The sequence below is a fragment of the Amycolatopsis melonis genome, from assembly GCF_040064235.1.
Lineage (GTDB): Bacteria > Actinomycetota > Actinomycetes > Mycobacteriales > Pseudonocardiaceae > Amycolatopsis > Amycolatopsis melonis.
Map to the genome: position 1 here is coordinate 65,116 of NZ_JBDZYD010000006.1, position 18,323 is coordinate 83,438.

At 71.8% G+C, this 18,323-nt stretch carries 15 protein-coding genes and 1 pseudogene; 7 read left to right on the top strand and 9 right to left on the bottom strand.

Annotated features, from left to right (window positions below; translation table 11 throughout):
• Positions 1–23: 23 nt before the first annotated feature.
• The 4 genes from ABJI51_RS17205 to ABJI51_RS17220 form a co-directional block, all read right to left on the bottom strand.
• The gene (locus ABJI51_RS17205) at positions 24–1,325 is read right to left on the bottom strand and encodes an MFS transporter (RefSeq protein ID WP_348952016.1); all 1,302 of its coding nucleotides are present in this window, start codon (positions 1,323–1,325) and stop codon (positions 24–26) included.
• A 65-nt stretch (positions 1,326–1,390) separates the two neighbouring features.
• Positions 1,391–1,828, bottom strand: a complete 438-nt coding sequence (locus tag ABJI51_RS17210) for a MarR family winged helix-turn-helix transcriptional regulator (protein ID WP_348952017.1) — start codon at positions 1,826–1,828, stop codon at positions 1,391–1,393.
• A gap of 48 nt (positions 1,829–1,876) precedes the next feature.
• Positions 1,877–2,893: a hypothetical protein gene (locus tag ABJI51_RS17215; RefSeq protein ID WP_348952019.1), complete on the bottom strand. Its 1,017-nt coding sequence runs from the start codon at positions 2,891–2,893 to the stop codon at positions 1,877–1,879.
• A gap of 58 nt (positions 2,894–2,951) precedes the next feature.
• Positions 2,952–3,245, bottom strand: a complete 294-nt coding sequence (locus tag ABJI51_RS17220; protein WP_348952021.1) for a hypothetical protein — start codon at positions 3,243–3,245, stop codon at positions 2,952–2,954.
• Between the two features lie 57 nt (positions 3,246–3,302).
• Here ABJI51_RS17220 and ABJI51_RS17225 point away from each other — a divergent pair, with 57 nt between their 5' ends.
• Positions 3,303–5,924 carry a valine--tRNA ligase gene (locus ABJI51_RS17225; RefSeq protein WP_348952023.1) on the top strand — a complete coding sequence of 874 codons (2,622 nt, stop codon included), beginning with the start codon at positions 3,303–3,305 and terminating at the stop codon, positions 5,922–5,924.
• 51 nt (positions 5,925–5,975) lie between these two features.
• On the opposite strand, the gene ABJI51_RS17230 is transcribed toward ABJI51_RS17225, so the two are convergent.
• Entirely contained in the window at positions 5,976–6,869 is an 894-nt protein-coding gene (locus tag ABJI51_RS17230) for a LysR family transcriptional regulator (RefSeq protein WP_431605623.1), read from the bottom strand.
• Positions 6,870–6,939: 70 nt separating this feature from the next.
• Between ABJI51_RS17230 and ABJI51_RS17235 the strand changes: the two genes are divergently transcribed.
• Positions 6,940–7,704, top strand: coding sequence for an alpha/beta fold hydrolase (locus ABJI51_RS17235; RefSeq protein ID WP_348952025.1), 765 nt, complete (start codon positions 6,940–6,942; stop codon positions 7,702–7,704).
• An 11-nt stretch (positions 7,705–7,715) separates the two neighbouring features.
• Positions 7,716–8,513, top strand: a complete 798-nt coding sequence (locus ABJI51_RS17240; protein WP_348952027.1) for an alpha/beta fold hydrolase — start codon at positions 7,716–7,718, stop codon at positions 8,511–8,513.
• Between the two features lie 359 nt (positions 8,514–8,872).
• On the opposite strand, the gene ABJI51_RS17245 is transcribed toward ABJI51_RS17240, so the two are convergent.
• Both ABJI51_RS17245 and ABJI51_RS17250 read right to left on the bottom strand, forming a co-directional pair.
• Positions 8,873–9,745 (bottom strand): SGNH/GDSL hydrolase family protein, encoded by an 873-nt coding sequence (locus ABJI51_RS17245; RefSeq protein ID WP_348952028.1) that lies wholly within the window; start codon positions 9,743–9,745, stop codon positions 8,873–8,875.
• Between the two features lie 70 nt (positions 9,746–9,815).
• A complete protein-coding gene (locus ABJI51_RS17250) occupies positions 9,816–10,451 on the bottom strand; it encodes a class I SAM-dependent methyltransferase (RefSeq protein ID WP_348952029.1) in 636 nt (211 codons plus the stop codon).
• A gap of 74 nt (positions 10,452–10,525) precedes the next feature.
• Between ABJI51_RS17250 and folC the strand changes: the two genes are divergently transcribed.
• Complete coding sequence (folC, locus tag ABJI51_RS17255) at positions 10,526–12,181, top strand: bifunctional tetrahydrofolate synthase/dihydrofolate synthase (RefSeq protein WP_348952031.1); 1,656 nt, start codon at positions 10,526–10,528, stop codon at positions 12,179–12,181.
• A 32-nt stretch (positions 12,182–12,213) separates the two neighbouring features.
• On the top strand, positions 12,214–12,570 hold the full coding sequence (locus tag ABJI51_RS17260) for a DUF4233 domain-containing protein (protein WP_348952425.1): 357 nt from the start codon (positions 12,214–12,216) through the stop codon (positions 12,568–12,570).
• A 3-nt stretch (positions 12,571–12,573) separates the two neighbouring features.
• On the opposite strand, the gene ABJI51_RS17265 is transcribed toward ABJI51_RS17260, so the two are convergent.
• Entirely contained in the window at positions 12,574–13,470 is an 897-nt protein-coding gene (locus tag ABJI51_RS17265) for an SDR family oxidoreductase (protein ID WP_348952032.1), read from the bottom strand.
• A gap of 84 nt (positions 13,471–13,554) precedes the next feature.
• On the opposite strand from ABJI51_RS17265, the gene ABJI51_RS17270 reads away from it, so the two are divergent.
• Positions 13,555–14,121: a TetR family transcriptional regulator gene (locus ABJI51_RS17270; protein ID WP_348952034.1), complete on the top strand. Its 567-nt coding sequence runs from the start codon at positions 13,555–13,557 to the stop codon at positions 14,119–14,121.
• Between the two features lie 346 nt (positions 14,122–14,467).
• Here ABJI51_RS17270 and ABJI51_RS17275 read toward each other — a convergent pair whose 3' ends face one another.
• A complete protein-coding gene (locus tag ABJI51_RS17275; RefSeq protein WP_348952036.1) occupies positions 14,468–16,825 on the bottom strand; it encodes a penicillin acylase family protein in 2,358 nt (785 codons plus the stop codon).
• A gap of 124 nt (positions 16,826–16,949) precedes the next feature.
• Between ABJI51_RS17275 and ABJI51_RS17280 the strand changes: the two are divergent.
• Positions 16,950–17,717: pseudogene (locus ABJI51_RS17280) on the top strand (alkaline phosphatase D family protein); the annotation flags it as partial.
• Positions 17,718–18,323 lie beyond the last annotated feature (606 nt).

Sequence of the window (18,323 nt, forward strand, 5' to 3'; positions counted from 1 at the left end):
AGGGGGTGGGTTTTCCGGTGGGATCAGGCTTTCGCGGCGCCCAGCCGTCGGTCGAAGACGGTCACCACCAGCAGCAGCCCGCTGACGGCCACCAGCGCGACGGCCAGCCGGTGCAGGCCCGCCGAATCCGCGTGTGCCCCGTAGCAGAGCGCGATGAGCGTCGACGCCACGATCGCGCCGAGGTACTGGGCGGTGCGGAACAGCCCGCTGGCCGTCCCGATCTGCCCGGCCGGGGCTTCGCGGTAGAGCGTCGTCTGGTTCGCGACGCTGGTCAGGCCCTGTGCCAGGCCGAACAACGCCGCGAGCGCCAGCAGCGCACCGGTCCACGTCCCGTCGTGCACCGTCAGCAGCAACGCCGAACCGCCTGCCAGCGCCACGGCCACCGTCACCAGCCGCGCCTTGATCCCCGATGCCCGTCCGGAGAATGCCGCAGCGCAGACCGCGGTGGCCGACATCGGCAGCAGCATCAGCCCGGCGGTCTCCTCCGGCAGCTGCCGCGCGGTCTCCAGCCACTGCACGTAGCCGAACATGACCGCGTAGATCGCCATGAAGCTCAGCGACTGCCGCAGGTAGGTGCGCAGGATCGCACCGTTGGCGGCGAGCATCCGCAGATCCAGGAACGGGGCCTCGCGCCGCAGCTCGGTCAGCGTGAACGCGAGCCCGCAGGCCACGACGACGGCGAGCAGCCACAGCTGTGCTCCTGGGTGCATCAGGAAGACCAGCAGCGCGAGCAGTGTCGCGGAGAACAGCGCGATGCCGAGCACGTCGATCGGCTTCGCCGTGCGCGCGCCGCGGTCGTCCTTCGGCACCCACCGCAGCGCGAGCACCAGCGACAGGCCGGCGAGCGGGATGTTCACCGCGAAGATCGCGGGCCAGCCGAAGAGGCCGATCAGCACGCCGCCGAGCGTCGGGCCGATCACCATCACCGTCTGGGATGCCATGGACAGCACGGAAAGCACGCGCGCGGGCACGCCCTGCCCGGTCGCCTCGGCGTGCCGGCGCAGCACGGCCATCGCCGCCGGGAACCCGGCGCACGTGCCCAGCCCGAGCACCACCCGCACCCCGGTGAGCCAGCCGACCGAGACCGGGATCATGCCCGCGATCCCGGCCACGATCACCAAGGCCGCGCCGCCGAGCAGGACGCGCCGGGCGCCGTGGCGGTCGACCAGCAGGCCCACCACCGGCTGCCCGACCGCGGTGGCGAGGTACAGCGCCGAGATCAGCCAGGCGGTCTGCCCGGGCCCGGCGCCGAAGCTCTGCCCGATCGGCACGAGCGCGACGGCGATGAGCGTGGAGTTGATCGGGTTGAGCACTGCGCCGGCCACCAGCGGGGTGACCAGGCGGGCGCCGAACTTCGCGGGGGCGGTGGCGGTGGTCGTGAGGAACTCCTTCAGTGCTGGGCCACGCGCTGCAGCAGCGGCAGCGCGCGCGTGACGACGTCCAGCTCGGCGGGCGACAGCTCGTCCAGCAGCGCCTGGGCCAGCCACTCTTCGCGGTGCTGCAGGATGCCGCGCACGGTGTCGCGCCCGGCGCCGGACAGGCTGATCACCACGCGGCGCCGGTCGGCCGGATCGGGGGTGCGGGCGAGGTACCCCAGCTCGTCGAGGACGCCGAGGGTGGCGGCCATCGACTGCTGCCGCACGTGCTCGGCGGCGGCCAGCTCACCCTGCGTGGCGGGGCCGTCCCGGTAGAGCCGGTTGAGCACCGCGGACTGCGACGGCGTCAGGATCCCGGCGTTGTCGACCTGGCGCAGCCGCCGGTGCAGCTGCCCGACAACCCCGCGGAGCCAGCCGGCGGTCTCGGCCACGTGCGCAGGTACTTCGCCCATGTACACAGTTTAGCTGTTCAGTCCAAGCTGTGCTTCCTGGCAGGCAGGTCACTTCCGCGTGCAGGTGTCTTCCTCCGGCACCGGCAGGTTCGGGTCGTAGGCGCCGGGCAGCTCCTTGTCGTCGCCGGGCAGCCCCGCGGTGGACGGGTTGCTGTATCCCGGCGCGAGGAACCCCTTGTCGAGCGCGGCGCACCCGATGGACTGGTAGAAGCTGTTGCCGCCGTCGGGCCACAGGCCGCGGCTGCCCGGGGCGAAGCTCTTGCCCGCCCGGACGACGTACTGCTCGTCCGAGCGCAGGAAGCTGACGATCTCCCCGGGGCCGTCCAGCTCCTGGGGCCGCGGGTGGTCGAAGGCGTAGGCGATGACGAACTTGACGTCGATCGCCAGCTCGCCGGGCTTCTCGCCCGGGTGCGCGCGCATCGAGCCGAGCGTCCGCGGCCCCTGGTCCAGCAGGTGATAGCCCTCGGCCAGCTCGGTGACGTACGCCGACCGGCCCGGCGTCTTGCCGTCCGCGCTCGGCTCGGTGGTCAGTGCCGGGCCGACGAACGCCTGCGCGTCCTTCGCGAACAGGCCGAGGAACGCCTGGGTGTCGTGCTTCTCGAGCACCGCGGGGTCGAGCCGTCCGGCGGTGATCGCCTGCTTGACCTGGGCGTAGGCGGCCGCGACCTCGTCGGCCTTGAACGTCCCGACGGCGGCCGGGGCGGGGGAGGTGATCCCGTCGATGCCCTTCTTCCAGACGTCCGCAGGCGTCCCCGCGTAGGCGTGGTCCAGGTGGACCGGGGCGGAGCGGGAGACCGAGGTCGGGTTCACCGTGGCGGGCACGACGTCGGAGCTGCTGCCGACGTGCTCGGCGGAGCGCTGCCCGATGCCGATGACGATCGCCGTCGTCACGGCCAGGACCAGCACGAAAGCGGCGAGCCCCCACTGGCGCGCCCGGCCGTTGCGCGGCCTGCGCGCCCGTCTGCGGTCCTTCTTCGCGCCCAGCCACGCGTCGGTCTGGGCGTGCTTGCGCCACTCCGGATCCGCCAGGTCCGGATGCGAGTCGAGCAGGTTTTCCTCGTCCACGATGTCCCCCTCGGTGCCGACGCCTGATCATCGACCGCGGGGGACGGGCGTTACCGGCCTAGCCGAAGTAGGCGAACTCGTTGACGCCGACGCCCTGGAGCTGGTGCACGATGATGGCCGCCGCGACCAGGCCGATCACGACGAGCAGGGCCAGCACACCGGGCCAGCGGCTCTGCCCCGGCCGGGCGTAGCCGCCCGCGGCGCGCTCGCGTTTCCGGCGCTTCTTCAGGTCCTTCTTCGCGCCCAGCCAGGCGTCGCGCTCCGCGTACTTCTGCCAGTCCGGGTTCATCAGGTCCGGGTGCGTCTCCAGGCGCCGGTCGTCCGGATCCTGCGGCTGCTGAGGCTGTGCCATCCGAGAGTGCCTTCCCCCTGGGTGACCCGCCGTGACGGGTTCGTAGACTTGTCCATTGTGACCGAGAACGCTCCGCAGCAGACCACCGACCTTCCGGGTGCCTGGGACCCGGCCGCCGAGGAAGCACCGATGTACGACCGCTGGGTAGCGGCCGGGTACTTCACGGCCGACGCCTCGTCGGGGAAGCCGCCGTTCTCGATCGTACTGCCGCCGCCGAACGTCACCGGTTCGCTGCACATGGGCCACGCGCTCAACCACACCCTGATGGACGCGATGAGCCGCCGCCGTCGCATGCAGGGCTACGAGGTGCTGTGGCTGCCGGGCATGGACCACGCGGGCATCGCGACGCAGAACGTCGTCGAGCGCCAGCTGGCCGGCGAGGGGCTTTCGCGCCACGACCTGGGCCGGGAGAAGTTCGTCGAGCGCGTCTGGGAGTGGAAGGCCGAGTACGGCGGCAAGATCCTCGGCCAGATGAAGCGGCTCGGCGACGGCGTCGACTGGTCGCGTGAGCGCTTCACCATGGACGAGAACCTGTCCAAGGCCGTCCAGACGGTGTTCAAGAACCTCTACGACGAGGGCCTCATCTACCGCGCCGAGCGGATCATCAACTGGTGCCCGCGCTGCCAGACGGCGCTGTCGGACATCGAGGTCGACCACAACGACGACGACGGCGAGCTGGTGTCGATCCGCTACGGCGACGGCGACAACGCCATCGTGGTGGCCACCACCCGCGCGGAGACGATGCTGGGCGACACCGCGGTCGCCGTCCACCCGGACGACGAGCGGTACGCGCACCTGGTCGGCACCGAGGTCGAGCTGCCGCTGACCGGCCGCCGCATCCCGATCGTGGCCGACAAGCACGTCGACCCCGAGTTCGGCACCGGCGCGGTCAAGGTCACCCCGGCGCACGACCCGAACGACTTCGAGATCGGCCGCCGTCATGACCTGCCGATGCTGACGATCATGAACGAGCGCGCGGAGATCACCGCCGCGGGCCCGTTCGAGGGTCTCGACCGGTTCGAGGCGCGCCCGGCGATCGTCGCGGCGCTGCGCGAGCTGGGCCGGATCGTCGCGGAGAAGCGGCCGTACGTGCACGCGGTCGGGCACTGCTCGCGCTGTGACACGGTGGTCGAGCCGCGGCTGTCGCTGCAGTGGTGGGTCAAGGTCGAGCAGCTGGCCAAGCTGGCGGGAGACGCGGTCCGCGACGGCCGGACCAAGATCCACCCGCCGGACCTGGGCAAGCGGTACTTCGACTGGGTCGACAACATGCACGACTGGACGATCTCGCGCCAGCTGTGGTGGGGTCACCGCATCCCGGTCTGGTACGGCCCGGACGGCGAGGTCGTGTGCGTCGGCCCGGACGAGCAGCCGCCGTCGGGCGAGGGCTGGACGCAGGACCCGGACGTGCTGGACACGTGGTTCTCCTCGGGCCTGTGGCCGATGTCGACGCTCGGCTGGCCTTCGGCCACCGAAGACCTGGCTCGCTTCTACCCGACGAGCGTGCTGTCGACCGGCTACGACATCCTGTTCTTCTGGGTCGTCCGGATGATGATGTTCGGCGTGCACCAGATGGGCGGCAAGCAGCCGTTCGACCACGTGTACCTGCACGGCCTGATCCGCGACGCGAACGGCAAGAAGATGTCGAAGTCGCGCGGCAACGTGATCGACCCGCTGGAGTGGATGGACGCCTACGGCGCGGACGCGACGCGGTTCACCCTGGCCCGCGGCGCGAACCCGGGCGCGGACATGGCACTGGCCGACGAGTGGGCGGCAGGCTCCCGCAACTTCTGCACGAAGCTGTGGAACGCGACGAAGTTCGCGATGATGAACGGCGCTTCGGTGGCGTCGCCGTTGCCTGCCTCGGCGGAGTTGACGGAGGCGGACCGGTGGATCCTGGGCCGCCTCGGCGCGCTGGTGTCCGAAGTGGACGGCCTGTTCGAGGACTTCCAGTTCGCGAAGGTGGCGGGCGCGCTCTACCAGTTCACCTGGAACGAGCTGTGCGACTGGTACCTGGAGCTGGCGAAGGTCCAGCTGTACCAGGGCGATGACGCACGCGTCGAGGCCACCCGCTCGGTGCTCGGGCACGTGCTGGACACGGTGCTGCGCCTGCTGCACCCGTTCGTCCCGTTCATCACGGAGAAGCTCTGGACGGCGCTGACGGGCGGCGAGTCCCTGGTGATCGCCTCTTGGCCGTCGCCGGACCTGTCGTTCGCCGACCCGGTGGCGGACGCCCGCATCGCGGACGTCCAGAAGCTGGTGACGGAGATCCGCCGCTTCCGCGCCGACCAGGGCCTGAAGCCGGGCCAGAAGGTGGCGGCCCGCCTGGCGGGCTACACGGGCGGCCACGAGGAGGCGGTCCGGTCGCTGGTGCGCCTGACCGAGCCGTCCCCGGACTTCGCGGCAAGCGCGTCGCTGGAGGTGGCCCTGGCGGACGGCGTGGTGACGGTGGAGCTGGACCTGTCCGGCACGGTCGACGTCGCCGCGGAGCGCAAGCGCCTGGAGAAGGACCTGGCGGCGGCGCAGAAGGAGCTGACCCAGACGGAAGCGAAGCTGGGCAACGAGGCATTCATCGCCAAGGCCCCGGAGCACGTGGTGGCAAAGATCAAGACCCGCAAGGAAACGGCGGCCGCGGACATCGACCGCATCACGGCCCGCCTGGCGGCGCTGCCCGCTTCCTGAGGTTTAACGATGAGGGCCCGGCACTTCGGCTGAAGTGCCGGGCCTTCGCCGTCAGGAGGAACGTGCGGCCTCGATCAGGGCCACCAGCTCCGGCGTCAGCCGCCGGTCCGTGGCGGTGGCCAGGTACGTCGGCATCCGTGGTGCCGGGTCGCGCAGCGGGCGGAACACCACGCCCGGCATCGGCAGCAGGTTCGCGTGCGCCCGGTAGAACACCGTCCAGTGTGGACGGCCGAAGCCGAGGGTGCCCAGCGTGTCCTGTGCCGTCGTGAACTCCTTGCCCAGCACCGGCTCGAACCCCGCCTCGCGGCGGCACGCGACCACCAGGTCGTGCAGCGGCTGGTTCCGGGAGGACGCGGTCAGCCGCACCGGCAGCTCCGCCAGCGCAGCGAACGGGACCTCGTCCGCGGCGGCCAGCGGATGCGACGCGGGCAGCGCCACCACGACCTCGTCCGTCCACACGGGAGTGAAGTCCAGGCCGGATCCCGGCCAGGAGCCGCGGACGATCGTCGCGTCCAGTGACCCGTCGCGGACGCGTTGAAGCCGCTGCGCTGTCGGTGCGTGGACCAGCTCCAGGGACGCCGAGGGCGCCAGCCGGGCGAACGCTCCCAGCAGCGCGTCCAGGCGGTCGCCCAGGCCCTCGCTCGTGCCCAGGCGGACCAGGGTTCCCGTGGCGCGGAACTCCGTCACCGAGTCGGCCGCGCGGTCCGCCGCCGCCAGCACCGCCCGCGCGTGCGGCAGGAACCGCTGCCCGGCCTCGGTCAGGGACACGCTGCGCGTCGTCCGCCCGAACAGCGAGACGCCCAGCTCGCGCTCCAGCCGCCGCACCTGCTGGCTCACCGCGGGCTGGACGATGTGCAGCCGCTCCGCCGCGCGGCCGAAGTGCAGCTCCTCGGCGACCGTCACGAAGTACCTCAGCTGCCGCAGCTCCACCGTGTCCCCATTCATCAGTGTTCGTGATGAGTGTAGGAGCGGACTGCCCCTCGAACCGCGGGCGCTCGCGCGGTTGGCTCGGGGCATGCCCACGATGGAAGTCAACGGAATCAACCTCCACTACGAAGACGTCGGCGACGGCCCGGCCCTGCTGTTCCTGCACGGCTGGGGCGTCAGCGGCCGCGTCTGGCAGTCGTGCCTGCCCGGCCTCGTCCGCGATCACCGCGTCGTCACGCTCGACTGGCGCGGGTGCGGCCGCTCGGATCACCCGGCCGAGGGCAACACCATCGACGGCGTCGCCGCCGACGTCGCCGCCGTGATCGAGAAGCTCGGCATCCGGCCCACCGTCGTCGGGTCGAGCATCGGCGCTCTCTTCGCCACCGAGCTGGCCCTCGCGCGCCCGGACCTCGTCAGCCGGGTCGTCGCCGTCGACAGCCCCGGGTACTGGCCCAGCACCGGCATGCGCGAGACGGTGCACGACCTGCGGCGGCGGCTCGTCGACGACCGGGCGGGCACGCTGGCCGGCTGGGTGCCGGACTGGTTCGGCCCGAAGGCCGCGCGCGAGCTGGTCGACTGGACCGTCCGCCAGCTGCTCGACTCGGGCGTCTACATCGACGCGCTGTTCACCGAGGTCACCACCTACGACCCGCGGCCGCGGCTGCCGGAGCTGACCGTGCCGATCACCTACGTGCACGGCGAGCTGGACACCCAGATCCCGCTGGAGGTCCCGCGCGCGTGCGCCGCGGCCACGCCCGGCGCCCGGGTGCACGTGATCGCCGGCTGCGGGCACGTCCCGCACCAGGAAGACCCGCGCGCCTTCACCGCCGCGCTCCGGACCATCGCCGCCTGAAGGAGAATCCCATGCCCACCGTCCCCGTCACCCTCACCGGCGGCGACGCCGTCGTCCACTACGACCGGACCGGCAGCGGCCCCGCGCTGCTCCTGCTGCACGGCACCGCCACGTCCCGCGAGCAGTGGGCGCCGCTGACGGAGCAGGCGAGCGACCGGTTCACCGTGCTGGCGCCGGACTTCTCCGGCTCGGGCCGCACGACCGACCACGGCGGCCCGGTCGACGTCGCGGACCTGGCCGCGGAGGCGCTGGCGGTACTGGACCACGCCGGCGCCGCCACGGCCCACGTCGTCGGGCACTCGCTGGGCGCAGTGGTGGCGGCCCGGCTGGCCGGCACGCACCCGGCCCGGGTGCGCTCGGCGGTGCTGCACGCGGCCTGGCCGGTCACCGACGTCCGCCAGGACGCCGAGTTCCGTTTCTGGCTGGAGCTGCTCGAAACGGGACCGGCGGCGTTCGCCCGCATGCTCCCGCAGCTGGCGCTGGGCCCCCGGTACTGGGAACAGGCCACGGCGGAGAGCAACGAACAGCTGGTCAAGGCCCTCACGGAGATGATCCAGCCGGGCACGGCCCGCCAGATCGAAGCCGACCGCGCGGTGGACCTGCGCCCGGTACTCGGCGCGATCACGGCCCCGGTCCTGGTACTGGGCAGCACCCACGACCGGCTGATCACACCAGAGCAGCAACGCACCCTGGCGGCGGCGATCCCGGGGGCCCGCATCGCCGAGATCGACGCGGGCCACGGCGCCCCGGCGGAGCTGCCGGACGAGTTCGCCCGGCTGGTCCTGGACTTCGTGACCGAGCAGGGCTGATCGCGGCCGCCCGCGCGGGTGCGCTGAAAGGGACTTTCCCGGCGTCTGGCGCGACGAAAGTCCCTTTCGCTGCACCACATGAGACGAAAGCGCCTTTCAGCCCGCCCGCCCCGCAGGTGCCCGGATGGCCGGGCCGGGGTCGTGAGTGAGAAACAGGGTTAGAACACTGTTTCTCACTCACGACAAGCCGCGGCAGACCACGCGCTCAGGCGTTTCGCTCGCTGGCCCGGCCGCTGAGCGCGCGCCGGATTGTCGTACCCCCGCACTACCCTCGGATTCGGGGGCTGCTCAGCACCGACCGGCGCCGGGCAGCCCCCGAATTCCACGCTACCGCGCAGGACCGACAGTTCCGGGCCCGCTCAGCGCAGGGCCTTCAGCACCACCGCGGCCACGCCTGCCATGCCCGCCTTGAGCGGGTGGTAGGCCGCCGCCACGAAGGCGTTCTCGTCCTTGCCGTTGATCCAGGCCGCGCCGCCGCGGGCGCATGCGTCGTGGCCGCGGGAGGGGCCCCACGTGTCCACGTACTCGGTGTCCGCGTCCGCCGCCGCGTCGGCGAGGGCCTTGTTCACGTCGCGCTCGATCTGGTTCAGCCATGCGTAGTCGCCGTCGGCGAACGGCAGGATGTCCGGGCAGTAGCCGTTCTCCGGCAGGATTCGCGGGTAGCCGACGACCAGGATCCGCGCTGCCGGGGAACGCTGGTGGATTGCCGCCAGCGCGGCCGCGATGCGCGGCTGGATGCCGCGGACCGCCGTCTTCACCGTGTCGACGCCGTTGGTCGTGAAGCGGTCCTCGCACGGGTTGCCGGTCGGGTCGCTCGCGCGCAGGCCCGGGCACGTCTCGATCAGCCTGCCGAACACGTCGAAGTCGTTGCCGCCGATGCCGATCGTGACCAGGTCGGTGTCGAAGCGCAGGGCGTCCAGCTGCGGGGCGTTCGTGCCGTTGAGCGGCACCTTCTGCGGGCGGGTCAGGTGCGTCGTGTCGGCGCCGGCGCAGCTGACGTCGGTGAACTCGCCGACGTGCAGCGTGTCGGACACGACCGACGGGTAGTTCGCCGTCGACCGCCCGCAGCCCAGCGGGTCGAGCCGCTGGACCGGGATGAACGGCCCCGAGGTGTAGGAGTCGCCGAGGGCGACGTAGTGGTGGAACTTCGCCGCCGCCGACGCGGCGGGGGCGGTGCTGCCGAGCAGGATGGCTGCCGAGAAGCCGGCGACGAGCAGCCGGGTGATGCGCATGAAGACCCCGTTCTGTTCCGGAAACGCTCCGCTCACTTCTAGCGAGCGCGGGCCGTCCCGGCTCCGGACTTCACCCGCCAGTCGGGTCACCGTCGGCTTGCTCACGGTAAGTGATCAACGTGCGCCAGAACAGCAGCGGCCGGACCGTGCTGCCGGGCAGCAGCCGGGCCGCCTCGCGGCGCACCTCGGCGATCGTGGGGAACCGGAACAGCGCCGGCGCCTGCGGGCCGCCGTCGGCGCCGCCGTTGAGCTGCTCGCCCGCGTACACGACCAGCCGCGCGAGCGCGTTCAGCGGCACGGCCGCCAGCTCCCGCGCCCAGTCCACCGGGCTGCTCGGCCGGGCCGGGGTCAGCACCACCAGCACCCCGCCCGGCACCAGCGCGCGGCGCAGCTTGGTGACCGTCTCGAACGGCATGTGGTGCAGCGACGCCAGGCACGAGATGTAGTCGTAGTGCCGCTCGGGCAGCACGTCGGTGGTGACGTCGGCCTGCCGGTAGACGATCTCGCCCGGTCCCGGCGAGCCGAGGCCCGCTGCCGCCTCGACCATCGCCGCCGAGACGTCGACCGCCTCCACCGCCATGCCGGTCGCGGCCAGCCGCCGCGCGAACCGGCCGGTGCCGCACCCGACGTCCAGCGCGATCCCCGGGCCCGGCGGCAGCAGGTCCAGCAGCAGCGGGTGGTAGTGGTCGTTGTGGTTGAACGGCATGCGTCGAGAGTGCCACCAAGCACGCACGTAGACTCGGATGGCAAGTGCGAAAACCCCAGGCCGGAGGAGATTCAGTGCCGCAGGATGAGACAGGTCGCAGGCCGGACCTGTCGGATCTGGACAGTTTCGCGGGCGTCGACGAACTGGGGACGTCGGGGTACGACGAATCCGACGACCACGACCCCGAACTGGACGCCCACGACGCCGCCTTCGAGGCGGGCGGGGGCGCGCGCGGCGGCATCGGCGGCGTCGGCCAGCTGGGGGACAACCTCGCCACCGGCCCGGTGCCGGACCTGGTCGTGCCCGAGGACGCCGAGCTGCACGAGCTGGACGACCAGGGTGAGCCCGAGGAGCACGGCGACCCGGACGGCCCGGAGGCGCGGCGCGAGCTGCTGGCCGTCGAGGCCGAGCTGAACCAGCGCTGGCCGGAGACGAAGATCGAGCCGTCGCTGACCCGGATCTCCGCGCTGACGCAGCTGCTGGGCGAGCCGAACCGCGGCTACCCGGTGCTGCACGTGGCAGGCACGAACGGCAAGGGCTCCACGGCCCGGATGATCGACGCGCTGCTGACCCGGATGGGCCTGCGCGTCGGCCGCTACACCAGCCCGCACCTGCAGCTGGTCACCGAGCGGATCGCGCTCGACGGCCGCCCGATCTCCGCCGCGCGGTACGCGGAACTGTGGCACGACATCGCGCCGTACGTGTCCATGGTGGACGGTGCGGCCGCCGACGGGGTCGCGATGAGCAAGTTCGAGATCCTCACCGGCATGGCGTTCGCCGCGTTCGCCGACGCGCCGGTGGAGGCGGCGGTGCTCGAAGCGGGCCTTGGCGGCGCCTGGGACGCCACGAACGTCGCGGACGCCGACGTCGCCGTCCTCACCCCGATCGGCCTCGACCACGTCGAGTACCTGGGGCCCGACGCGGTGAGCGCGGCGCGGGAGAAGGCCGGGATCATCAAGCCCGGCTCGGTCGCGGTCATCGGCGAGCAGGACTCCGAGGTGCTGAAAGTCCTGCTGGAACGCGCCGTGGAGGTCGACGCCGCGGTCGCCCGCGCCGGCAGCGAGTTCGGCGTGCTGGAGCGCGAGGTCGCCGTCGGCGGGCAGCTGCTGAAGCTGCAGGGCCTCGGCGGGGTGTACGACGAGATCTTCCTGCCGTTGCACGGCGCCCACCAGGCCGCGAACGCGGCGCTGGCGCTGGCCGCGGTCGAGGCGTTCTTCGGTGCGGGCAAGGACAAGCAGCTGGTCGTCGAGGCCGTGCGGGAGGCGTTCGCGGAGGTCGAGACGCCCGGACGGCTCGAGCGTGTCCGCTCGGCGCCCACTGTGCTGCTCGACGCGGCGCACAACCCGCACGGCGCCCGCGCGCTCGCGACGACCGTGTCGGAGGAGTTCGCCTTCCGCCGCCTGGTCGCGGTGGTCGGCGTGATGGCCGAGAAGGACGCCCAGGGCATCCTCGACGCCCTGGAGCCGGTGGTCTCCGACATCGTCGTGACGCGCAACTCCTCGCCCCGTTCGATGCCGCTGGAGGAGCTCAACGAGCTGGCGATCTCGGTCTTCGGCGAAGACCGCGTGGTCGCCGAGACGGACCTGGAGACGGCGATCGAGACGGCGATCGCGCTGGTGGAGACCAACGACGACCCCGACGAGCCGCTCTCCGGCGGCGGCGTGCTCGTCACCGGCTCGGTGGTCACGGCGGGCGAAGCGCGCACCCTGTTCGGGAAGGAGCCGGCGTGAGCGACGAGCAGGCACCCAAGCCGAAGGACCCGATGAAGGGCTTCCGCGGCGTGATGTCCGGGACGCTGATCCTGGAGGCGATCACGGTCGCCCTGGCGCTGCCGGTGGTGAACAAGCTCGGCGGCGGGATCTCGACGGGCACCGGCTGGACGGTCATCGCGGTGGCTGTCCTGCTGGTCGTGACGTGCGGGTTCGTCAAGCGCCCGTGGGCGGTGCCGCTGACCCTCGGGCTGCAGGTGGTGCTCGTCGCGCTGGTGTTCTGGCTGCCCGCGATCGCCGTGCTGGGCGTGATTTTCCTGGCGGTCTGGCTGTGGCTGCTGTGGCTGCGCCGCGACGTCGCGCGCCGGATGGCCGCGGGGACGCTGGCCAGCCAGCAGCCCCAGCCCTGACCGTCAGAGGTAGTCGCCCTCGGCGACGTCTTCGAGCAACCCCGGCCCCGTGGGCGACCAGCCGAGCAGTTCGCGGGTGAACGCGCTGGAGACGGGCGCGTCGACCCCGTAGACGGTGGCCATGAACGGGCTCACGTAGTGCGTGGCGGCCTCCTCCGGCGTCAGCGAAACGGCGGGGATGTCCAGGCCGCGGGCGATCGTTTCGGCGATGCTCCGGAACGGGACGTTCTCCGCGGCGCCGTGCAGCACGCTGCCCGCGGGCGCCTTCTCCAGCGCGAGCCGGAACAGCACTGCCGCGTCGAGCCGATGGACGGCGGGCCACCGGTTGGCGCCGTCGCCGACGTAGGCGGACGTCCCGGTCTTGCGGGCGGTGTCGACGAGCATGCCGATGAACCCGTAGTCGCCCGGGCCGTGGACGGTCGGCGCCAGCCGGACGACGCTCGCGCGCACGCCCTGGTCGGCGAAAGCCAGGCACGCCCGCTCGCCCGCGATCCGGAACGCGGCGATCCCGTGGTCGTCGGGCGCGTCGTGCTCGGTGCTTTCCCGGCCGGCGGGCATGACCAGCGTGCCCGAGGTGATGACCAAGGGCTTGCCCGAGTGCGCCAGCGCGCCGCCGAGGGTCTCGATCTCGGTCCGGTCCCGCCGCATCAGGGCGTCCGGGTCGGCGAAGTCGCCGCCGCCGAAGGCCATGTGCAGGACGCCGTCGGCGGCTTCGGCGCCGCGGCGCAGGCTGTTGAGATCGTCCAGCGAGCCGCGGTGCGGCGTGGCACCCAGCGCCTCCAGCCGGGCGGCGGCCGCGTCCGAGCGTGCCAGTCCGGTGACGGTGTGGCCGGCGTTGATCAGTTCCGTGACGACGGCGGGGCCGGTCAGGCCCGAACCGCCGGTGACGAAGACGTGCATGGGTTCTCCCCGTAGTGACAGTGACTGACGCTACCAACTCTACCCGGTAGTGTCAGTCGCTGTCACTAAGGCTAAGCTGACGCGGTGCCACGCAGCGGGGAAGAAGCGCGCCGCCGCCTCCAGCAGGCGGCTCTGGAGCTGTACGCCGAGCGCGGCTTCGACCGGACGACGACGGCCGAGATCGCGGCCAGGGCCGGCGTCACCGAGCGCACGTTCTTCCGCCACTTCCCGGACAAGCGCGAAGTGCTGTTCGGCAGCGAAGCCACCCTGCGCGCGGACCTGACCCGGTCGGTGGCCGCCGCGCCCGAGGGGCTGTCCCCGCTCGAAGTGCTGCTCCACGCATTCCGCAAGGCAGGCCACATCCTCGAGGGCAACCGGCCGTTCGCCGAACCCCGCCTGGCGGTCATCGCGGCCACCCCGGCCCTGCGCGAGCGCGACCTGGCCAAGGCCGCGGCCATGGCCGACGCCCTGGCGGCGGCGCTGCGTGCGCGAGGGGTGGGGGACCGGCTTGCCGGGTTGGCCGCTCAGGTGGGTTGGGTGGCTTTTCATCACGCGGTCGGGGCGTGGATTGCGGATTCCGGGCGGAGCTTGGACGAGCACCTCGATGAGGCGTTTGCCGAGCTGCGGACCCTTGCGGTCGAGATGGGCTGAGTGCCCGCCTCGCCGCGGGTTTGCTGCTGCACGTTGATCCGCGCTGCTCGGGCGGTCGCCTGGCCGAAGCCTTCGCTGCGCTGGCCGCTCGGGTGGGTTGGGTGGCTTTTCATCACGCGGTGGGGGCGTGGATTGCGGATTCCGGGCGGAGCTTGGATGAGCACCTCGATGAGGCGTTTGCCGAGCTGTGGGCTCTTGCGGTCGAGATGGGCTGAGTGCCTGCCTCTGCCGCGGGGTTCGCTGCTGCACGTTGATCCGCGCTGCTCAGGCGGTCACCTGACCGAAGCCTCCCAGCTGCGGACCCTCGCGGCGGAGACGGGCTGAGTGCCCGACTCCGCCGCCGGGGTTACCGCAGCACGACGATGCGCAGCGCGGGGGAGCGGAGGATGTCGGCTTCGCAGAACCGGCCCTTCACCCACTCGCCGCGGCTGTAGAGCTTCGTCTGGTCGCTGAAGTACGGCGACGTCGGATCGGCCGACTGCGAGTACGTCAGCACCGTCGAGGTGTCCGGGCATCCGGGGCCGCCGAACCCGACCACCTGAACAAAACTGGAGCCGTGCGTGACCTCCGTGTTGCCTCGCGCCGGATCCCATTGTGGTGTCATCACGTTGAGCACGCCGAGGAATCCCTGTGCGCCGTGGATCGGGATGCGCTCGCCGCTCCTGGTGACGTACTGGCCGTCGCGTAGCCGGGCGTCCGGTGCCAGGCCCGCGGTGCGCAGCTCCGCGATCGCGTCGCCGAACGCCTTCTGGATGCCCGCGTTGCCGATGTTGAGCGTGTTCGGTGTGGTCAGCGGGGCCTTCGGGTCGAACGGCACCGTGAAGCGGGGCAGGGTGCCCAGCCGGGCCGCGAACCGCTGGAACAGCAACGCGCCGCGACTGTCCACTGTGTACTTGTGGTCCCAGGTCGCCAGTGCGTCGCAGGCCGGGCCGACCGGCACCGGGCCGGACGACGACGGTGCCTGCCCGCCCGGGAACGACGCGCACAGCTTGGCCAGGTCGGCTGCCGCCAGGTCGGCCACCAGGCTGTGGTCGGCGAAGAGCATCTTCTTCATCGAGTCCGTGGTGAACCTGCCCGCCTCGGCGGTGAGCAGCGCTTCCCGGGTCCGCGGGGACCGTTCGGTGTCCTGGTCGCTGACGATCCGCGGGAATCCGGTGAGCGGCGCGCGGGCGTTCGAGAGCCAGGCGCTGTCGTTGGCGTTCAGCTCGTAGTCCCGGCGCTGCTGCTGCGGCAGCCGTGACGGCGCGAAGATGCCCGGTTCGAGCGCACCCGGGTCGGAACCCCACTGGCACGCCGACCGTGAACCGTCCAAAATGGCCAGTCCGTCCGCGGCGAGGGTCTCCTGCCCGGTCGGTGTGCTGCACACCTTCGCCAGCTCGTCGGTGACGTGCGGGACGACCTGGATGTCGGCGTAGAGCGCGTTGCCCGCCCGGTCAGTGGCGATCGTGTTGACCCACGGCACGCCCTGCGTGCTGCTCAGCGTGCGGACGATGTCGGCCGTGCTGCGGGCTTGGCCGAGTTCGAACCACGTGTTCAACCCGCGCAGGTTGGCCGCGTTGGCGTCGCGCACCGCGTACGCCGACTTCGCCGTCCACGGCACCGGGAATCCGCCGACGTCCTTCAGCACCGGGCCGTAGCGAGTCGACCAGAACGTCCGGCTGACCGGCTTCAGGGTGCCGTCGGCCTGGCGCACCTGGACCGTGACGTCACGCGAGGTCATCTTCTCCGGCTTGCCGTCGACCAGGTACGTCGTCGGGTCGCCCGCGCGCAGCGGCACCTCGAACAGGCCGAACGTCACCGGCGTGGACACCGTGTGCGTCCAGGCCGCGTCCGCGGTGTGCCCGATCATCACGAACGGCATCCCGAGCAGGCTCGCCCCGGCCACGTTCAGCCGGCCGGGCACGGTCAGCTGGCTCTGCCAGAACCGCCGTCCGTCGTGCCACGGGTAGTGCGGATTGCCCAGCAGCACGCTGCCCCGCCCGGCCGCCGTGGCGTCGGCGCCGATCGCGATGCCGTTGCTGCCGAGCCCGCCCTTGCCCAGCCCGTCCCGCACGGCCGCCGACAGCTGCGCCGCCGTGGCCGGGGCCGGGGCGGGCGCACCGCCCGGCGGCTCGGCGAACAGGCCTTCGGTGACGAAGCCCTGGCCCCCGGTGACCGCGATGGCGTAGTAGTGGCGGTAGAAGTCCTGCTCGGTGATCGGCCGGACCCAGTCCGCGCCGCGGCAGGCCGGGTCGGTGATCCCGGACCGGCCCGTGCGCGCGAGATAGGCGTTGAAGCCCTTGACGTACCCGGAAACGATCTCGCGGACCTCGCGCCGCGGCCCCTGCGGAGCCGGTTGCGCGGCCAGCCGGTCGACGATCCCGGAGTCGTTGATCCGCTGGAAGAACAGATCGCTGTGCAGGTTGCTCTTCGCTTCGGACAGCGACGGGTAACCGCCGCCGTCCGGACCGAAGTACCGCGACCGCTGCGCGCTCACGGTGACGTAGATCTTCGCGAGTTCGCAGACGTTGTCGGTAGCCGCGGCGTACCCGTAGCCGTAGCCGAGCCCGCCGAAGTCCTTGGCGACGATGTGCGGGACGCCGTGTTCGGTGTAGCGCAGCACGGCCTTCGCGCCGGACTCCCCGGCCGACGCGACTCCTGTTGCTGTTGTGGTGATCGAGAGCGCGGCCGCGAACCCGGCCAGCACTCTGCGGATGTGTCTCATCCGTACCCCCTTTGCCGTGATCACCACGCTACCGACGGCGATGCCGGCCGGGTATGCGGAAAACCGGAATGTTCGTTCATCCGCACGCAAGCCGCCGTTGGCCGGGGCGGGATAGAAACCGCGCATGACCGAACCGACCCACCACTCCCGCCGCACGCTGCTCAAGGCCGGGCTCACCGGCGCTTCCGCGGTCGCCGCCGGCCTCGCGCTGCCGTCCACCGCCTTCGCCGCCGTCCCGCTCGTGCGCGCGGACCGGCCGGTGCTCACCCACGGCGTCCAGTCCGGCGACGTCACCCCCGGCTCCGCGATCGTCTGGTCGCGCGCGGACCGCCCGTCGCGGCTGGTCGTCGAGATCGCGCGGGACCCGTCGTTCCGGCACGCGCGCCGGGTGCCCGGCCCGCTGGTGGGCCCGGACAGCGGCGGGACCGGGCGGGTGCGCGTCGCGGCCCTGCGGCCCGGCACCGAATACCACTACCGCGTCACGGCGGAGTCCCTCGACGGGCGCTCGGCGAGCGAGCCGCTGACCGGCCGGTTCGCCACCGCGCCGGTGGGCCGCCGCGACACCCGGATCGTGTGGTCGGGCGACGTCGCAGGCCAGAACTGGGGCATCAACCCGGATCTCGGCGGGATGACGATCTTCTCCGCGATGGCCGCCCGGTGCCCGGACCTGTTCCTGCACAGCGGCGACACGGTGTACTCCGACGGCCCGCTCACCGAAACCGTGACCCTGCCGGGCGGCCGGACGTGGCGCAACGTCGTGACGCCGGAGAAGGCCAAGGTCGCCGAGACCCTCGACGAGTTCCGCGGCCAGCACGCCTACAACCGCCTCGACGAGCACTTCAAGCGCTTCGCGGCGCAGGTGCCGGCCTACGTCCAGTGGGACGACCACCAAGCGCGTCAACCGACAACATTGTAGCTCTGCCCACTAGCGGGCATGCGGTATGGCCGCCTCGTCCGCTCGACTTACAGGACCCGGACAACCCTGGTGACGTCGCCACCGCAGCACGCGAACACCTACGTCGGCCTCATCTGCGCTGGCCAACGCACAGGAGATCGCGCGGCGAAACACAAAGCTTCAAGCAGAGGGTGAAGCGGACCATACCCCCTGTGGCGACTTCGGGCGGCCGAGCCTGGCGAAGCCGGAGGTGCCGGGGTAGTGCTAGCAGTGTTGCGCACAACAAATCGCCGAAAAGTCCCAGTTTCGCGCAACGAATGCCGCACGAACGCAACGCTTCGCACTCGATATCGTGGCTCCAAAGCCTTCTACTTACTAGTACCCGGACGAGTCCACCCAGGATTCGAAGTGATCCGGCTACCTGAGGAGGCTGTGTCATGGCACAACAAGGCGGCGCCCATAGCGGGCCCGGTAGGGCCTTAGCTCGGCGCACCGCGTCGCTGGCCAAGCGAGTGATCGCTTCGGTCAAGCGGAATGCGGCAGCGATCATGGACTCAACGGGGACCATCGTCGACCTGGCATCGATGGTGGCTGCGGCGCTCA

Bases quoted from the DNA above. Each gene is read 5' to 3' on its own strand.
- ABJI51_RS17240 (WP_348952027.1), top strand. From the start codon at position 7,716: ATGCCCACCGTCCCCGTCACCCTCACCGGCGGCGACGCCGTCGTCCAC.
- ABJI51_RS17260 (WP_348952425.1), top strand. From the start codon at position 12,214: ATGAAGGGCTTCCGCGGCGTGATGTCCGGGACGCTGATCCTGGAGGCG.
- ABJI51_RS17210 (WP_348952017.1), bottom strand. From the start codon at position 1,828: ATGGGCGAAGTACCTGCGCACGTGGCCGAGACCGCCGGCTGGCTCCGC.
- ABJI51_RS17250 (WP_348952029.1), bottom strand. From the start codon at position 10,451: ATGCCGTTCAACCACAACGACCACTACCACCCGCTGCTGCTGGACCTG.
- ABJI51_RS17275 (WP_348952036.1), bottom strand. From the start codon at position 16,825: ATGAGACACATCCGCAGAGTGCTGGCCGGGTTCGCGGCCGCGCTCTCG.
- ABJI51_RS17220 (WP_348952021.1), bottom strand. From the start codon at position 3,245: ATGGCACAGCCTCAGCAGCCGCAGGATCCGGACGACCGGCGCCTGGAG.
- ABJI51_RS17245 (WP_348952028.1), bottom strand. From the start codon at position 9,745: ATGCGCATCACCCGGCTGCTCGTCGCCGGCTTCTCGGCAGCCATCCTG.
- ABJI51_RS17265 (WP_348952032.1), bottom strand. From the start codon at position 13,470: ATGCACGTCTTCGTCACCGGCGGTTCGGGCCTGACCGGCCCCGCCGTC.
- ABJI51_RS17235 (WP_348952025.1), top strand. From the start codon at position 6,940: ATGCCCACGATGGAAGTCAACGGAATCAACCTCCACTACGAAGACGTC.
- ABJI51_RS17230 (WP_431605623.1), bottom strand. From the start codon at position 6,869: ATGAATGGGGACACGGTGGAGCTGCGGCAGCTGAGGTACTTCGTGACG.